The sequence below is a fragment of the Lacinutrix jangbogonensis genome (assembly GCF_000797445.1).
Lineage (GTDB): Bacteria > Bacteroidota > Bacteroidia > Flavobacteriales > Flavobacteriaceae > Lacinutrix > Lacinutrix jangbogonensis.
Genome location: NZ_JSWF01000014.1, coordinates 16,110 through 30,998 on the forward strand (window position 1 = coordinate 16,110; position 14,889 = coordinate 30,998).

The window sequence follows — 14,889 nt, forward strand, 5'->3', positions numbered from 1 at the left end:
AACTAGCTATTCGCGAATAATCTTAATACCGCTACTATTACTTAGTTTAATAATTGTTGAAGGATTTCCTCCATTTTTTTGTTGCTGCAAATTTACGACATAATCCACACCTTTTAAAACCACTTCATCTATTTCTTTAAAGGATTTAGGTGTTGGTTTTCCTGAGAGATTTGCAGATGTAGAAACTATTGGTCTCCCAAAATACCTAATCATTTTTTTACAAAAATCATGATCTACAATTCTTATGGCTAAAGTATTATCATGAGCTATTAAATTTTCTGCAACTCCGGCTGGATTATCATAAATAACTGTGGTAGGTTTATCGGCAATATCTAAAATAGTATAAGCCATTCTTGGCACATTATCTACATGCCTTTCAAGCATACCATAATTATTTACTAAACAAATAAGTGCTTGACTATCATCTCGCTGTTTAAGTTTATATATTTTCTCTACAGCTTCTGCATTTGTTGCGTCGCAGCCAATGCCCCAAACAGTATCTGTTGGGTATACTATTAATCCTCCACGTTTTAATACTTCTATAGCTTTATTGATTTCTTCTTTCATTATTTTTTATGGTAATTTCATTAGTGCTTTGTTGAAAAAAACCAAGGTGCCTTCGGTACATGTATATAGAATAAAATCATTAAATTCGTTAATGGCTTTAATAACGGTATAAGCACACTTGGGTTTCATTCTATCGTGTGTTTCAACGTAAATAACTTTAACTTTTGGAAGCCAATCTTGATAATTAGATTCAAAAAGTTCCATTTCAGCGCCTTCAATATCAATTTTTAAGATATCTACTGTGTCCCAATTTTTATCTTTAATGATTTGCGATACAGTAACCGCTTCTACGTCATAATTGTCATCTTGATTAACTTCTTTTATTACAAAGCTATTTGTTGCTTCGTAAGGGTTTTCAACTTTAAAAAACGCATGTTTATTAAATAACCCTTTTTTTATAATTTCAAAGTTTGAGAAACCTTTTAAGTTTTTTTCTATCATTTCTGCATTCCCACCGTCAATTTCTACAGCTACAATATCTGCATCTGGATATCTAAATTTAAAAAATAAGGAAGCGAAACCTGTATTAGCACCAGCATCTATTATTGTTTTTGGTGTAAATGTTAAATCAATATTATATATTTGGGTGATAAAAACTTCTTCAAAAGTTTCAAAATCTTTTGTGTTTTTTCTAAAATGCAGTGTTCTTTTTCGTTTGTTTGAGTACACTGTTTCCTTTTCTTTTTTTAAACCATTGAAAAGCTTTAAAGCATCAAAAAAATTAAAATTTCCTTTTAGTTTCTTTATCGTTTTTAATTGTGCTAACATAAATGATGAATTAAAATTTTATTTTTTGTTTTTGTTTAAGACTTTTAGTGATCGAAGCACCTTTTAATATTACTGGTAATAAGAACCATTTCTTTGGTTTTATTAAAAAGGTTAAACAATAATAGAGTTTAATAAATAGATATTTTGAAAAAGAATAATTTTTATTAATGATATAGATATACGATAAAAATCCTTCTTTACTTATAGCTTTAGACGTTCCTGTGCTTGCACCTTGATAGTGAGTAATTTTCGAGCTAGGCACTAAAACACTTTTAAAATTAAGTTGTTTTAATCTATGACAGATATCCATTTCTTCAAAATAGAGAAATATATTAGTGTCAAAACCACCAACTGAAGCAAAAGCACTACTTCTAAAAAACATAAAAGCACCATTAACAAAATCTACATCAACAGGAGCAGTATATGTTTTTTTTCTTTTTGGATGCGTCTTTGGGAAGTATTTCTCTAAAAAACTTCTGCCTAAAATTAGTTTTCTAATACCTTTATTATGATCAAATGATATAACATGTTCATCATACTCATTATAATTTTGAGCAGTAGATACTCCAACAGAATTATTATCTTCCATATAATCGAAAAGAAGCCCTAGACAGTCATTTTTAAGCATTGCATCGTTGTTTAAAAACAATGTGTATTTGGAGCTCGAAAATTGAGCACCTAACATGTTTCCGCCACCAAAACCAGTGTTAATGATACTGCGATGTAACTGGATATTTTCTTTTTTCGGAAAATTGCTTTTGAGATAATTATAATCCTCAACTTCAGAATTGTTATCGATTACAATAATGTTGTAAGACAAATTTACACGTGTATTAACTATTACAGATTGAATACAGTCAATGGTGTACTTTGCAGTATTATAGTTTATAATGATTACCGAAATGTCTTTCATAATTACAAATGTAAATAATCATTAAAGATTTTTAACTTGTTTATTAAACTTTTAGAATAGTCCATAAAAATAGATACTTTTGTAATGGTATAAAAACTATCATTAATATGAGTAAAAGAAAAGTGCTTATTATAAGCCCAAGAGCTTTCGGATATGTTAAATACTTGTATAATGAACTTAAAAAACATGAGGATTTAGAAGTGAATATTGTGTATTTAGAGTCTTTAGGATACAAGAATAACTATCAGAAAACCCTAAATTTCTTTTCGAAACTTTTTACTGGTGTTAATTTGAAAAAGAACTATTATTTTCTTGAATCTGAAGTTAAAGCTTTTGGTTATCAAGATGAAATATTCATGATTCGTCCAGATTTTGTAACGAATGGCTTTTTAAAAACTGTAAAAAAGCAAACAGCTAAGTTAGTTGCTTATTATTGGGATAGTGCTCAAAGAGTAGAACGTAAGAAAGATGTTATTCGTTTTTTTGATAAAATATTCAGTTTTGATAAGATTGATGTTAAGCAATATAATTTTCAATTTATAACGAATTATATTTTTGAATCTAGTACAGTAAACGATACTCCTGAGTATCTGTTTTTTAATATTTCTGGTAATGATGATGATTACAGGTTTGGACAATTAGAAGCATTCGGTAAATATTTAAAAGCTTCAGATTGGAGTTTTAAATTTATATCTTTTCATCCTAAATTGGAAATGGCTAATAGAGGTATTATTGATGTAGTTGATGAAATTATTTATGTCGATGAGGTGATTGAACTCATTAAAAAGACTAAAATTTTAGTCGAATTTCAAAGGAAGCAACAAATAGGATTATCGTTTAGAATTTTTGAGTCTTTAGGGCTTCAGAAAAAATTGATAACAAATAACACAGATATTGTAAATTACGATTTTTATAATCCACAAAACATTTTGGTAGTAGATGCCGATAATCCAATAGTGCCAGAACATTTCGTGAATTCTCCATATATTCCTATTGAAGAAAGTGTTTTACAAAAGTATAGATTAGAACATTGGGTAAATCATGTGTTTGATTTATAAAACAAAGAAACTATTATGCGAAAGAAGAAAATTTTAATTATTGGCCCGCCAAGTTTGGGCTATTTAAGAAAAATAAATGAAGAGCTTAATAAATATGAAAATGTAGAATCTTCGATTGTACTTATCGATAAATTCATGTTTAAATATCGGAATTTTGGACACAAAACAACTAACTTTTTGTCTAAAGCCTTTTTAGGTAAAAACCTAAAGAAAGAGTATGTTAATACTCATATCATTGAAAGTATCAATGCCTTAGGTAATCAGGATATTGTTTTTGTTATCCGTCCAGATTTACTTAAAGTTGAAACTTTAAAACACTTAAAAAACAAAACGAAAAGTTTAGAAGCATTTTACTACGATAGCACAAGGCGTTTTCCTAGAAAAGTAGAAATTATTTCGGTTTTTGATACAGTATATAGTTACGATAAAATTGATGTTGATACTTATAAATTAGAGTTTCTAACCAATTATATTTTCAGTAGAAGTAACGTGGTAAAACACGATATTCTATTTTTTAATGTCTCTACCTATGACTATCGTTATGAAGCAATGGAAAGATTGGCGAAATATATTCATGAAAAAAAATGGAAAAAAGAGATTTTAGTTTTAGGACCAGATGAATTAACTTCTCCCTATTTAACAATTATGCATAATCAGATTCCAGTAGATGATGTAGCGGAAAAGATAAAAAAATCTAAAATAATAATTGAAATTCAAAGAAAAGAGCAAGTAGGTTTATCGTTTAGGGTGTTTGAAGCTTTAGGACATAATAAAAAACTAATTACTACAAACGCAGACGTTGTGCATTACGATTTTTATAATCCACAAAATATTTTGGTTATAGATGAAGATCATATAGAAATTCCGGAAGCATTTGTAAATTCTCCTTATGTACCAGTAGACGAGGCTATTCTTTCTAAATATATTTTAGAAAATTGGGTGAAGAACGTTTTTAATTTAGAATAAACTCCTGTAAACTTCAGCATATTCCAAGGCTGCTTTATCCCAATTAAAACCAGTTGCGCGCGCAATATACGCCTTCTCATAAGCGGCTTTGTTAGTTTCAAAAGTGTGCATGCCTTTTTTGAAAATGTCTGCCATATATTTAGCTTCAAAATTATCCCAATAAAAAGCATGTTCTCCACCAATTTCTGGCAGAGAGGTGAGGTTTGATAAAAACACAGGCTTCCCAAAACGCATGGCTTCAATAGGTGGAATGCCAAAGCCTTCTAACAAAGATGGGAATACAAAAGCAGTACAATTTTGTAAATAGTATTGCTTTTCTTCAGCATTAATTTTGCCAATACAATGTATTCTATTCTTAGTATTTGTTTTTGTTATGGCTTCTGCTAATGTCGTTTTTACATAGTTGTCTGTGTTATCTCCAGCAAATACTAAATCGTAATCTGGTAAATGCTCTAGCATTTGTACTAAAGTATGTACATTTTTACGGGTGGTTAATCCACCAATAAAAAACAGATAAGGCTTATTAGTTATCGCTTTTATATGGATATCGTTTAAGCTTAAAAGCTCTTGAATTGGATTACCATTATAAATTACATATTCAGGAACGTTTGGTACATTAAAATACTTGTGCGTAGATGCTTTTGCAAATTCAGAAATATAAGTAATTGCACTACTGCGATTTAGTTTTTCTATAAAACGTTTATTGGTTTCATGGTTTAAATCACTAGATACTTCGTCTATGAAATTTACATCGTGAACCGTTAATACATAAGGAATGTTATGATAAGGTTCTACTTTTATATTCTGATTTAAACAATGCCAAACATGGTATTTTTTACGAATACGAAACAATGGTTTTCTAGATAATCCATTGTATTTTTTATAATTATAATATGCGCCAAATTCTTTTTCTAAAGGAGAAGTGTCCTTCGCATGTAAAGTCATTTTAAAATCTGAAATTTTAGCATTATAAAGCCCTTTAATTAGATGATAATTAAACTGTCCGAAACCATTAAATTGGTTTTTAATGTTATGAGATTCTAAAAAAACGTTCTTCATTTTAATCAATATTTCTATACATTGCCCAAAGCTGAATATAACGTTTATACACAGAAAAGGCATGCACATAACTTATAATAAAACCTTCCTTGCCATCCAGAAAACCAAATCTTAAAAAGTATTGATGCATAAAACGATACCAAGGTCTAAAGAGAAAATGGTACAAGTTTGGGCGTACATTTTTCTGGAATAACGCCTTGGCTTGAAGCTGACTGTAATGGCTTAGTTTTTCGTTATAATTATCGAAAGACTTATAAGTTTGGTGGTCTAAAGCATGTTTTAATTGTCCGATGTCTTCACTAGTTTCAATAGACTCATGAACTGCTTGGCCATTATATTTGCAATAGTTTTTATTAAATAAACGCACAGCAACATCGGTTTGAAAGCCACTATATTTTATACGTTTTCCCATAAAATTAAAGCTTCGCTTTATATTATATGCTTTTAGAGGAGGATCAGACTTCACCTTGTCTACAATTTCCTTTATTAATTCTGGAGATATTTTTTCATCTAAATCAAAGAAAGTAACCCAGTCGTGTTTGGCTTGAGAAATGGCGAAATTTTTCTGATCGGAAAAATTGATAAATTCACGTTGTATAATTGTTACATCATATTTCTCGGCTAATGCAATTGTATTGTCTGTGCTAAAAGAATCGACAATAATAATTTCGTCGGCAAAAGATAAGCTTTCAATGTAGCTTTCTATGTGTAATTCTTCGTTGTAAGTTATTGCTAACGCGCTTATCATGTAATTAAAATCGGATTTATCGATTATATTTGCTTCAAAAGTAATGAAACTCATTTTTTCTGAAGCTGAAAAGCTAAGAAAAAAATGTCTAGTTGAATTATTCCAAATTTATTTTGGAATCTTTAAAATGAATTACTGAATAAATAACTCGTTTTCTAAATTATAATATTTTTAAATTAAATGCCAAAACTTCCAATTTTAATGTACCATAGTGTTACAGCTAATGCTAACGAAAGCAAAGGCTTGACTATTTCTATTAAAAACCTAGAAACGCAATTCAAGTTTTTAAAAGAGAACGGCTACACTAGTTTACATTTCGACGATTTACAAAGCTTGAAAAAACCAACAGATTTTCCAGAAAAAACTGTTATTATTACGTTTGACGATGTGTATGTTAATCAGTTAGAATACGCTTATCCTTTGTTACAGAAATACGAATTGAAAGCGTGTTTCTATATTCCATTTCAATATATTGGAGCCGTTAACGCATGGGATAAAGACAATGAGCCAATAATGACTGTTGAACAACTTAAAGCTATGGATTCTAAAACGATAGAACTTGGTTTGCATTCTTTTGAACACAGACGTTACAGCGACTTATCCATTGAAACAATACAAGAGGACTTCGATAAATGTAAAGCGTTTATCATCGAGAATACCCTTAATGTGAATAATACTCTAGCATATCCTTATGGTAACTTTCCTAAAAAAACTCAAGAGCAATTGGCCTTTTTTAATATTTTAAATGAAAATAAAATAGCTTACGGTTTACGAATAGGCAATCGTGTAAATACGTTTCCGTTTAAAGATAATTATCAGGTACAGCGTCTGGATATTAAAGGCGAAGATAGTTTGAAGGCTTTTGAGAAGAAGCTGAAGAAAGGAAAGCGCTGGTTTTAGAATGCAATATCTTTCAGAGTACAGCGAAGAATCTTTAGATTAGCATAGTTTAATGGTAATAGGTTTTTCAGTCTTGCGTAATTCAGAATGACAAAACTGTTTTTTGTTTCCAACAATGTTCTTTTCCTTCGTAAATAAGTCAGGATAGGATTTTCTACCTCATTCCACGCTTCAACAGCATCAACTTCACATACCTAGAAAACACACCATAAGCATTAACACTTGCCACAGTTAATCCTGGAATACCATCCCTAAAACCACCACGTAAAATATAGCTGCTAAAAAAGCGGTAAAACGGTTTAAAAGCTAAATGAAAATAAGTGGCTTTCTTTCCTTTGTTTAACATTTGCTCTGCCTGAAACCAAGCATAACTGTCTTTCTTGCTTATATAATGCTGTAATCCTTTGTAAGTAAAATGTAGTACAGGATTTTTAAGCTTACCAATAGTGCCGTCTACAATTAGTTTCTCGTGCACAGAACCTTCAAAATGACATTTTTTTCTAATAACTAATCGTGTTACATTATCACTATGATGGTATAGAAAACGATTCATATAATAATGAGGGAAATTAAGCTTATATCCAGCATGTTTACCAGAATCTATAGCGGCTAATAATTCTTGTTGTAATGCATATGGAATCCGCTCATCTGCATCAACAAATAAAATCCACTCACTTGTTGCGTATTGTAAAGCGTGGTTCTTTTGGTTGGAGAAATTATCGAAAGGTCTTAAATAGACTTCGCAGCCCATTTCTTCTGCTATTTGAGCAGTGTTGTCTACGCTATTAGAGTCTACAACAATAATTTGAGATGCAAACCCAACAGATTGGATCGCTTGTTTAATGTAAGCTTCCTCGTTATAAGTCGGTATAATTACTGTAATAGAGCTCATGTAAAATTCAAAATTACTAAAATAATTTTATATTTGCAGTTATAATGAAAATAGATACCTCAATAATAATAAGTACTTATAATTCTCCAGAATGGTTAGAGAAAGTTCTGCATGGTTATAATAACCAAACGTATAGTAATTTCGAAATTGTTATAGCAGATGATGGTTCTAAACAAGAGACTATAGATTTAATTAAAACTTTAAAGTCTGAGATGCTTTATCCAATAACTCATGTTTGGCATGAAGATAATGGGTTTCAAAAGTCACAAATTTTAAATAAAGCTATTTTACAATGCACAACAGATTATATAATAATGTCTGATGGTGATTGTATTCCAAGAATGGATTTTGTTGAAACACATGTGAAATATAGAGAAAAAGGTTATTTTTTGTCTGGAGGCTATTTTATGTTACCAATGGATATTTCAACAAAAATAACTAAAGAAGATATTTTAAAAGGAAATTGTTTTAATGTTAAGTGGTTAAAAGCATCTGGGTTAAAAGGATCGTTTAAAAACAATAAATTAACATCTAGAGGTTTTAAATCTTGGTTTTTAAATAAATTCACTCCAACTAATGCAAGTTGGAATGGGCATAATGCTTCTGGCTGGAAAGTTGATATTGTAGCTATAAATGGTTTTGATGAGCGTATGCAATATGGCGGTCAAGATCGAGAGTTAGGAGAAAGACTTATGAATTTGGGGATAAAAGCCAAGCAAATAAGGTACAATGCGGTTTGTGTGCATTTAGACCATAAACGCGGTTATAAAAATGTTGAATCCATTACTAAAAATCAACAAATTCGAAAAAACACAAGAGATACAAAAGACATTAAAACACCTTATGGTATTGAGAAATTAGAAGACACAAAAACAACGCGCTAAGCTAATTTGTAGACACCAATTTTCCAATACGTCTTTTCTTCATTAGTAGTAACTGTACTGAAGTCTAATGCTATAAATTTATCATTTTTAAAATATTCCCAACAGCCTAAACCTTCTCTGTAAATGGATACAATAATAATGCTATTAGGTTTAAGATGTTTGATCATAGTATTTAAAACATCACTCTTTTTGCTTTCGTGAATGTAGTAAAAGGCTTCGTTTAATGCGATAATATCATAATTGGTCTTTGGCTTATAAGTATGAAGATCGGCACAAAAAAAAGAGGACTTTTTTCTAGTATTACTATTCGCTTTTTTTATGGAAACAGAAGAGAAATCCATGCCATCAAAAAGAAGATATACTTTCAATATTAAAATAATCCAATAAAACACCATCACCAGAACCTAAGTCTAAAATGTCCGATTTTTTATTGCCATAATGCTTGGCATAATTTACGATTTTAACATATCTAGCACGTTTTTTTTCGTCTTTTAAATTATCCCAACGGCCTTTTTTTGTATTGTTTGTTCCAACGTTGCGTACGTCTCCAATTGTGAAATTTATCGACGATATTCATTCGTTCTTTTTTAGATGATGCGACAGAAATGTTTCTAGTTTAGGAAGTATTAACTCTGGTGTTAATTGTTTATACATAAAAGAAGGGTCTTCTTCAATCTTACGTCTTTCATCTCTATCTGTAGAGAATAATCCAGGTTTTTCTTCTGCTAAATGTATAGAGGTATGCCTTTTACCATCTTCAAAACTAGCCCAATGCTCTTTTAGAACATAAGGTGAAAAAATAGTAAAAGTAGGTTTGTTTAAGGCTTTACTAATATGAATTGTTCCACCTTCATTACCTACTAATAGTGCGCATTTATTCATTAATGTAATAAAACCGCGAATACTATCTTCGTAGATATCGATAACTATTTTATTTTTATCTGCACATTGCTCGTAAATATCTAAAGCATCCTTTTTTTGGTGTGGAGCATAGTTAAAGAGAATATTAACAGCGTACGCTTTTGTAATGTAATTTATAAGTTCAACAATATACTCGTAAGGCATTGATTTTTGAGGTGTACTACCTAAAACGCCAAGCATAACAAAAGGCTGGTCGTAATTAGTTAGTTTGTTGTACTGTTTCTCACTTTCTGTTAAACTAATTTTTGGTTCGTAATCAATGTCATTGGCTTTAATATCAAAAACCGAAGTCACCATATTTATACGGTCTTCAATCGCTTTACCACAATTTTTAGTTTTCTCTTTTAAAAACGGAATATTATGCGAGTAAAATGGTAATGGTGGATTTTTATCGCGTTTTTTAAAACCAATTCGTATAGGTGCATTTGAAGCTAAACAGATTAAACGACTCTGTAATTTAGCATAAGGATCAAAAATAATATCGTATTTATTGTTACGAAGTGTATTAATAAGCGAGGTGAGTTTACCAAACTTTTTAAGTTCAGCATCATTAACAGCAATTATATTATCTATGTTAGGGTTGTTTTCAATAACACCAACTGTATAATCGTAAACCAAATAGTCAATCAAACTATTAGGATAGATTTTTTTCATATTTTGCGCTATGACGGATGCTATAAGTACATCGCCAATACGTTTATTCTGTATAACTAAGATTTTTTTCATGTATGCTGAACATGTTAAAGTCATTATTTTTCCGTAAAAACGAAAAATCTAAAGTGCTTTATTTATGCATCAATGCAAATTATTGTTTTTTCGGCTTTTATTAAAATTTAGATTCATATATCTTTGATAAATAATTAGATTTAATGCAAAACATTCACCTACATAACAAATACGAACATTTAAAAACTGATATTTTAGAGTGTATCACGCATTTTAATACCGAAGGCGATTATGTTACTAAAGGAGAAAGAAACGTAATTAAAAGTTTTAAAGTAGGAGGAGAGACGTTAAACGTCAAGTCGTTTAAAACACCAAAACTAATAAATAGTTTTGTATATAAACACCTTAGAAAAAGTAAAGCCAAACGTTCTTTTGAGTATGCCAAAAAGTTAATTTCTTACAATATTCTAACACCTTTTCCTGTTGGTTATGTCGAAAATTCATCCTCAACAGGACTAACATCTAGCTATTATATAAGCAAACATGTAGATTACGATTTTGATTTTAGAGACTTAATCCATAATCCTTTGTTCGATAATCGAGATCAAATTTTAAAGCAGTTTACGCAATTCGCATTCAAGCTACACGAGAATAATATTAATTTTCTAGACCACTCTCCAGGGAATACCTTGATTATTAAAGACCAATCTAAATACGATTTCTATCTTATTGATTTAAACCGAATGCAGTTTGAAACGATGGATCTTTCAAAGCGTATGGATAATCTAAAACGTTTGTGGTTATCTAAAAAAATGATTCAGGTAATTGCTAAAGAGTATGCAGAAATAAGTGATTATCCCTACCAAGAAGTTTACAATTTACTTTTCCAATCTTCTCAAGATTTTAAGCGCAGAATTAACCGCAAAAAGTATTTAAAACGTAAGTACTTAAATAAGAAAAAGTAGGTTTCAGTATTCAGTATTCAGTGAGCAGTCTTGAGTAAGCACTGCCAACTAAAGACTGCTAAATGTTACTATTTTATACCGCCACATTATACTCACGAAGTGCATCGTTTAAAGACGTCTTCTTATTCGTGCTTTCTTTTCTTTTTCCAATAATTAAAGCACAAGGCACTTGAAACTCTCCTGCAGGAAAGGTTTTAGTATAACTACCAGGAATTACCACAGAACGCGCAGGAACTAGACCTTTAGTTTCTATAGGCTCATCTCCAGTGACATCAATAATTTTTGTACTCATCGTTAATACTACATTAGCACCTAAAACGGCTTCTTTTTCAACGCGTACGCCTTCAACAACAATACAACGCGATCCAATAAAAGCACCATCTTCAATAATTACAGGAGCGGCTTGTAAAGGTTCTAAAACACCACCAATACCAACACCACCAGATAAATGTACGTTTTTACCAATCTGTGCACAGCTACCAACCGTTGCCCAAGTATCTACCATCGTCCCTTCATCCACATAAGCACCAATATTTACATAACTTGGCATTAAAATAGTTCCGCTAGAAATATACGCGCCATGTCTAGCAACAGCATGTGGTACCACACGAATTCCTTTTGCAGCATAACCTGTTTTTAATGGAATTTTATCATGATATTCAAAAATACCAACTTCCATAGTTTCCATTTTCTGAATAGGGAAATACAGCACGACAGCTTTCTTTATCCACGCGTTTACTTGCCAACCTTCAGTAGTTGGTTCGGCAACACGTAAAGTGCCTTCATCAAGTAATGCAACTACTTCTCTAATAGCAGCTTGCGTAGCGTCTTCTTTTAATAAATCTCGGTTATCCCAAGCGTTTTCTATGGTGTGTTGTAAAGCTTTCATAATCTTGTTTTCCAAATTTTTCACGATGAGCGCAGTCGAAACGCTTAGTCTTAATTTTTTTATTCTTTTGGGCGTGCCCTAAAGGTCAGGCTTTACACTATATCTTTTTTGCTTTCATTGGCAAAAAAGGATGCCGCTTCAATCCTTCACGCAAATATAACTTCAATTTATAATTTGGCATAATATTTATGTATGTAGTAATAAAACTTTAAATTTGCACAAAAATTAACAATGTCTCAAATTCTAGCAATAGATTATGGTAAAGTAAGAACAGGATTAGCTGTTACAGATGATATGCAAATTATCGCTTCTGGGCTAACTACTGTGCCAACAAAAGAGCTATTAGGTTTTTTAAAAGACTACACTAAAAAAGAAAGCGTTGAGTTGTTTTTGGTTGGAGAACCTAAACAAATGAATAACCAAGCCAGCGAAAGCGAAGTGTTAATAACACCTTTTATTAGTAAGTTGCGCACCTTTTTTCCAGAGATTCCTATTAAACGTGTAGATGAGCGTTTTACCTCTAAAATGGCAATGCAAACCATGATTGATAGCGGATTAAAGAAAAAGCAAAGGCAAAACAAAGCACTTATAGATGAGATTAGTGCAACAATAATATTACAAAGTTACCTTTATAATAAATAATAATATGGTATTACCAATTGTCGCTTATGGCGATCCAGTTTTAAAATTAAAAGCGAAAGAAATCGCTAAAGACTATCCTAATTTAAAAGCGCTAATTTTAAACATGCAAGAGACCATGTATGGCGCTAATGGTTTAGGTTTAGCAGCACCACAAATAGGTTTGCCAATTCGTATGTTTCTAGTAGATACTTCTCCTTTTGCAGAAGACGATATTTTAGAACACGAAGAACGTGCTTTCTTAAAAGACTTTAAACACACGTTTATTAATCCAACAATTCTTGAGGAAACTGGAGACGAGTGGGCTTTTAACGAAGGCTGTTTAAGCATTCCAGACGTAAACGAAGATGTGTTTAGAAAACCAAACATTAAAGTAGAATATTTCGACGAAGACTTTAAAAAACATACTATAGAATTAGACGGTTTGGCAGCAAGAGTATTTCAACATGAGTACGATCATATCGAAGGTGTGTTATTTGTCGATAAATTATCTATTTTAAAAAAACGCTTAATAAAAGGGAAGCTACTTAATATTTCTAAAGGGAAGATTATTGTAGATTATAGAATGAAATTTCCTAACAAAAAAAGAAACGTTAAAAAGTTGCAAAACAAAATCTAGTACAAGATATTTGCGCTCCTTAATAATAAAAATACATGGCATTAGATAAAATATTATCAATTTCTGGAAAACCAGGTTTATACGAATTAATAACACAAACCAGAGGTGGTTTTATTGCAAAATCCTTATCAGATAATCGTAAGATTTCTGTTAGTGTGCAACAAAATGTTAGCATACTAAGCGAAATTGCGATTTACACATTAACTGAGGAAGTGCCTTTACGTGAGGTTTTAGTTAAAATTAAAGCTAAAGAAAATGGTGCGCCAACCTCTATAAGTCATAAAGATTCTAAAGATAAATTAGAAGAGTATTTCTTTGAAGTTTTACCAGATTACGATGAAGATAGAGTGTATCCAAGCGATATCAAGAAAGTATTACAATGGTATAATATGCTTCAAAAAAATGATTTATTGGATTTAGAAGATAAAAAGAAATCAGAAGAAGAGGAATAGACCTTCTCTTTTTGCTTTATAAATTAAAATCCAGCTTTTTAGCTGGATTTTTTTGTTTTTAAATACCTTTACAAAAATATTTTTTTCATGAATTCTAGAGCCAGTCAACTAAAAGCATTCGATCGTTTATTAACTATTATGGACGAGCTTCGTGAGCAATGTCCTTGGGATAAAAAGCAAACCATGGAAAGTTTACGTCACCTAACTATAGAAGAAACTTATGAGCTTGGAGACGCCATTTTAGATAATGATTTAGAAGAAGTAAAAAAGGAAATTGGTGACCTTATGTTGCATTTGGTATTCTATGCTAAAATAGGAAGCGAAACCAATACCTTCGATATTGCAGACGTATGTAATTCTATTTGCGAAAAATTAATCCACAGACATCCACATATTTATGGAGATGTAAAAGTTAAAGATGAAGCAGAAGTAAAACGTAATTGGGAAAAACTAAAACTTAAAGAAGGTCGAACAAGTGTTTTAGAAGGTGTGCCAAAAAGTTTACCAGCATTGGTAAAAGCAAGTAGAATACAAGATAAGGTATCTGGAGTTGGTTTTGATTGGGAAAAACCAGAACAAGTTTGGGAAAAAGTAGAGGAGGAGCTTAATGAGTTTAAAGTTGAGGTTGCTAAAAACGATGTAGATGCTATGGAGAGCGAATTTGGAGACGTTTTGTTTTCTTTGGTTAATTATGCTCGCTTTAAAAATATAAATCCAGAGAACGCTTTAGAAAGAACTAATAAAAAATTCTCTAAAAGATTTCAGTATTTAGAATCTAAAGCAAAAGTATTAAACAAAGATTTAAAAGACATGACTTTGGGTGAAATGGATGTTTTTTGGGAGGAAGCAAAAAAACTGTAATTCGAAAACTTTTGGTTTTCAATTACTCAAGTTTTTTGGGAGGAAGCAAAAAAACTGTAATTCGAAAACCTTAGGTTTTCAACTACTCAAGTTTTTTGGGAGGAAGTCAAAAAAATGTAGTT

Annotated in this window: 18 protein-coding genes; 9 read left to right on the plus strand and 9 right to left on the minus strand. The window is 30.9% G+C overall.

Annotation, left to right across the window (positions count from 1 at the left end):
- Window positions 1–6 precede the first annotated feature (6 nt).
- Genes RH82_RS00755 through RH82_RS00765 form a run of 3 tightly spaced genes read right to left on the minus strand, consistent with a single transcriptional unit; the run spans window position 7 to window position 2,248 of the window.
- Entirely contained in the window at window positions 7–567 is a 561-nt protein-coding gene (locus RH82_RS00755; RefSeq protein WP_034057271.1) for an L-threonylcarbamoyladenylate synthase, read from the minus strand.
- 6 nt (window positions 568–573) lie between these two features.
- Window positions 574–1,335, minus strand: a complete 762-nt coding sequence (locus RH82_RS00760) for an FkbM family methyltransferase (RefSeq protein ID WP_034057272.1) — start codon at window positions 1,333–1,335, stop codon at window positions 574–576.
- A gap of 10 nt (window positions 1,336–1,345) precedes the next feature.
- On the minus strand, window positions 1,346–2,248 hold the full coding sequence (locus tag RH82_RS00765) for a glycosyltransferase family 2 protein (RefSeq protein WP_034057273.1): 903 nt from the start codon (window positions 2,246–2,248) through the stop codon (window positions 1,346–1,348).
- Between the two features lie 107 nt (window positions 2,249–2,355).
- Here RH82_RS00765 and RH82_RS17535 point away from each other — a divergent pair, with 107 nt between their 5' ends.
- Together RH82_RS17535 and RH82_RS00775 are read left to right on the plus strand one after the other, a co-directional pair.
- On the plus strand, window positions 2,356–3,306 hold the full coding sequence (locus tag RH82_RS17535; RefSeq protein ID WP_052158135.1) for a hypothetical protein: 951 nt from the start codon (window positions 2,356–2,358) through the stop codon (window positions 3,304–3,306).
- Window positions 3,307–3,321: 15 nt separating this feature from the next.
- Complete coding sequence (locus RH82_RS00775; RefSeq protein ID WP_034057275.1) at window positions 3,322–4,272, plus strand: hypothetical protein; 951 nt, start codon at window positions 3,322–3,324, stop codon at window positions 4,270–4,272.
- On the opposite strand, the gene RH82_RS00780 is transcribed toward RH82_RS00775, so the two are convergent.
- Both RH82_RS00780 and RH82_RS00785 read right to left on the minus strand, forming a co-directional pair.
- Entirely contained in the window at window positions 4,264–5,331 is a 1,068-nt protein-coding gene (locus RH82_RS00780; RefSeq protein WP_034057276.1) for a glycosyltransferase family 4 protein, read from the minus strand. The two genes, RH82_RS00775 and RH82_RS00780, sit on opposite strands and share 9 nt — an antisense overlap.
- Before the next feature lies 1 nt (window position 5,332).
- The gene (locus RH82_RS00785; protein ID WP_241147978.1) at window positions 5,333–6,133 is read right to left on the minus strand and encodes a glycosyltransferase family 2 protein; all 801 of its coding nucleotides are present in this window, start codon (window positions 6,131–6,133) and stop codon (window positions 5,333–5,335) included.
- A gap of 126 nt (window positions 6,134–6,259) precedes the next feature.
- Between RH82_RS00785 and RH82_RS00790 the strand changes: the two genes are divergently transcribed.
- On the plus strand, window positions 6,260–6,979 hold the full coding sequence (locus RH82_RS00790) for a polysaccharide deacetylase family protein (protein WP_034057277.1): 720 nt from the start codon (window positions 6,260–6,262) through the stop codon (window positions 6,977–6,979).
- A gap of 154 nt (window positions 6,980–7,133) precedes the next feature.
- Here the strand turns inward: RH82_RS00790 and RH82_RS00795 are convergent, their stop codons facing one another.
- A complete protein-coding gene (locus RH82_RS00795; protein ID WP_034057279.1) occupies window positions 7,134–7,871 on the minus strand; it encodes a glycosyltransferase family 2 protein in 738 nt (245 codons plus the stop codon).
- Window positions 7,872–7,915: 44 nt separating this feature from the next.
- Between RH82_RS00795 and RH82_RS00800 the strand changes: the two genes are divergently transcribed.
- On the plus strand, window positions 7,916–8,755 hold the full coding sequence (locus tag RH82_RS00800; RefSeq protein WP_034057281.1) for a glycosyltransferase family 2 protein: 840 nt from the start codon (window positions 7,916–7,918) through the stop codon (window positions 8,753–8,755).
- Here the strand turns inward: RH82_RS00800 and RH82_RS18710 are convergent.
- Both RH82_RS18710 and RH82_RS00810 read right to left on the minus strand, forming a co-directional pair.
- The gene (locus tag RH82_RS18710) at window positions 8,752–9,123 is read right to left on the minus strand and encodes a class I SAM-dependent methyltransferase (protein WP_241147979.1); all 372 of its coding nucleotides are present in this window, start codon (window positions 9,121–9,123) and stop codon (window positions 8,752–8,754) included. The two genes, RH82_RS00800 and RH82_RS18710, sit on opposite strands and share 4 nt — an antisense overlap.
- 205 nt (window positions 9,124–9,328) lie before the next feature.
- Window positions 9,329–10,330 (minus strand): glycosyltransferase family 9 protein, encoded by a 1,002-nt coding sequence (locus tag RH82_RS00810; protein ID WP_241147980.1) that lies wholly within the window; start codon window positions 10,328–10,330, stop codon window positions 9,329–9,331.
- 215 nt (window positions 10,331–10,545) lie between these two features.
- Here RH82_RS00810 and RH82_RS00815 point away from each other — a divergent pair, with 215 nt between their 5' ends.
- Window positions 10,546–11,307 carry a lipopolysaccharide kinase InaA family protein gene (locus tag RH82_RS00815; RefSeq protein ID WP_034057283.1) on the plus strand — a complete coding sequence of 254 codons (762 nt, stop codon included), beginning with the start codon at window positions 10,546–10,548 and terminating at the stop codon, window positions 11,305–11,307.
- 73 nt (window positions 11,308–11,380) lie between these two features.
- Here RH82_RS00815 and RH82_RS00820 read toward each other — a convergent pair whose 3' ends face one another.
- Window positions 11,381–12,196, minus strand: a complete 816-nt coding sequence (locus RH82_RS00820) for a 2,3,4,5-tetrahydropyridine-2,6-dicarboxylate N-succinyltransferase (RefSeq protein WP_034057285.1) — start codon at window positions 12,194–12,196, stop codon at window positions 11,381–11,383.
- A 231-nt stretch (window positions 12,197–12,427) separates the two neighbouring features.
- On the opposite strand from RH82_RS00820, the gene ruvX reads away from it, so the two are divergent.
- The 4 genes from ruvX to mazG all read left to right on the plus strand — a co-directional run bounded on the left by ruvX (window position 12,428) and on the right by mazG (window position 14,767).
- Complete coding sequence (gene ruvX / locus RH82_RS00825) at window positions 12,428–12,838, plus strand: Holliday junction resolvase RuvX (protein ID WP_034057286.1); 411 nt, start codon at window positions 12,428–12,430, stop codon at window positions 12,836–12,838.
- Window positions 12,839–12,842: 4 nt separating this feature from the next.
- Window positions 12,843–13,454 carry a peptide deformylase gene (gene def, locus RH82_RS00830; RefSeq protein WP_034057289.1) on the plus strand — a complete coding sequence of 204 codons (612 nt, stop codon included), beginning with the start codon at window positions 12,843–12,845 and terminating at the stop codon, window positions 13,452–13,454.
- A 35-nt stretch (window positions 13,455–13,489) separates the two neighbouring features.
- Window positions 13,490–13,906 (plus strand): DUF5606 family protein, encoded by a 417-nt coding sequence (locus RH82_RS00835; protein ID WP_034057291.1) that lies wholly within the window; start codon window positions 13,490–13,492, stop codon window positions 13,904–13,906.
- 87 nt (window positions 13,907–13,993) lie between these two features.
- Entirely contained in the window at window positions 13,994–14,767 is a 774-nt protein-coding gene (mazG, locus tag RH82_RS00840; protein ID WP_034057294.1) for a nucleoside triphosphate pyrophosphohydrolase, read from the plus strand.
- Window positions 14,768–14,889: the final 122 nt, after the last annotated feature.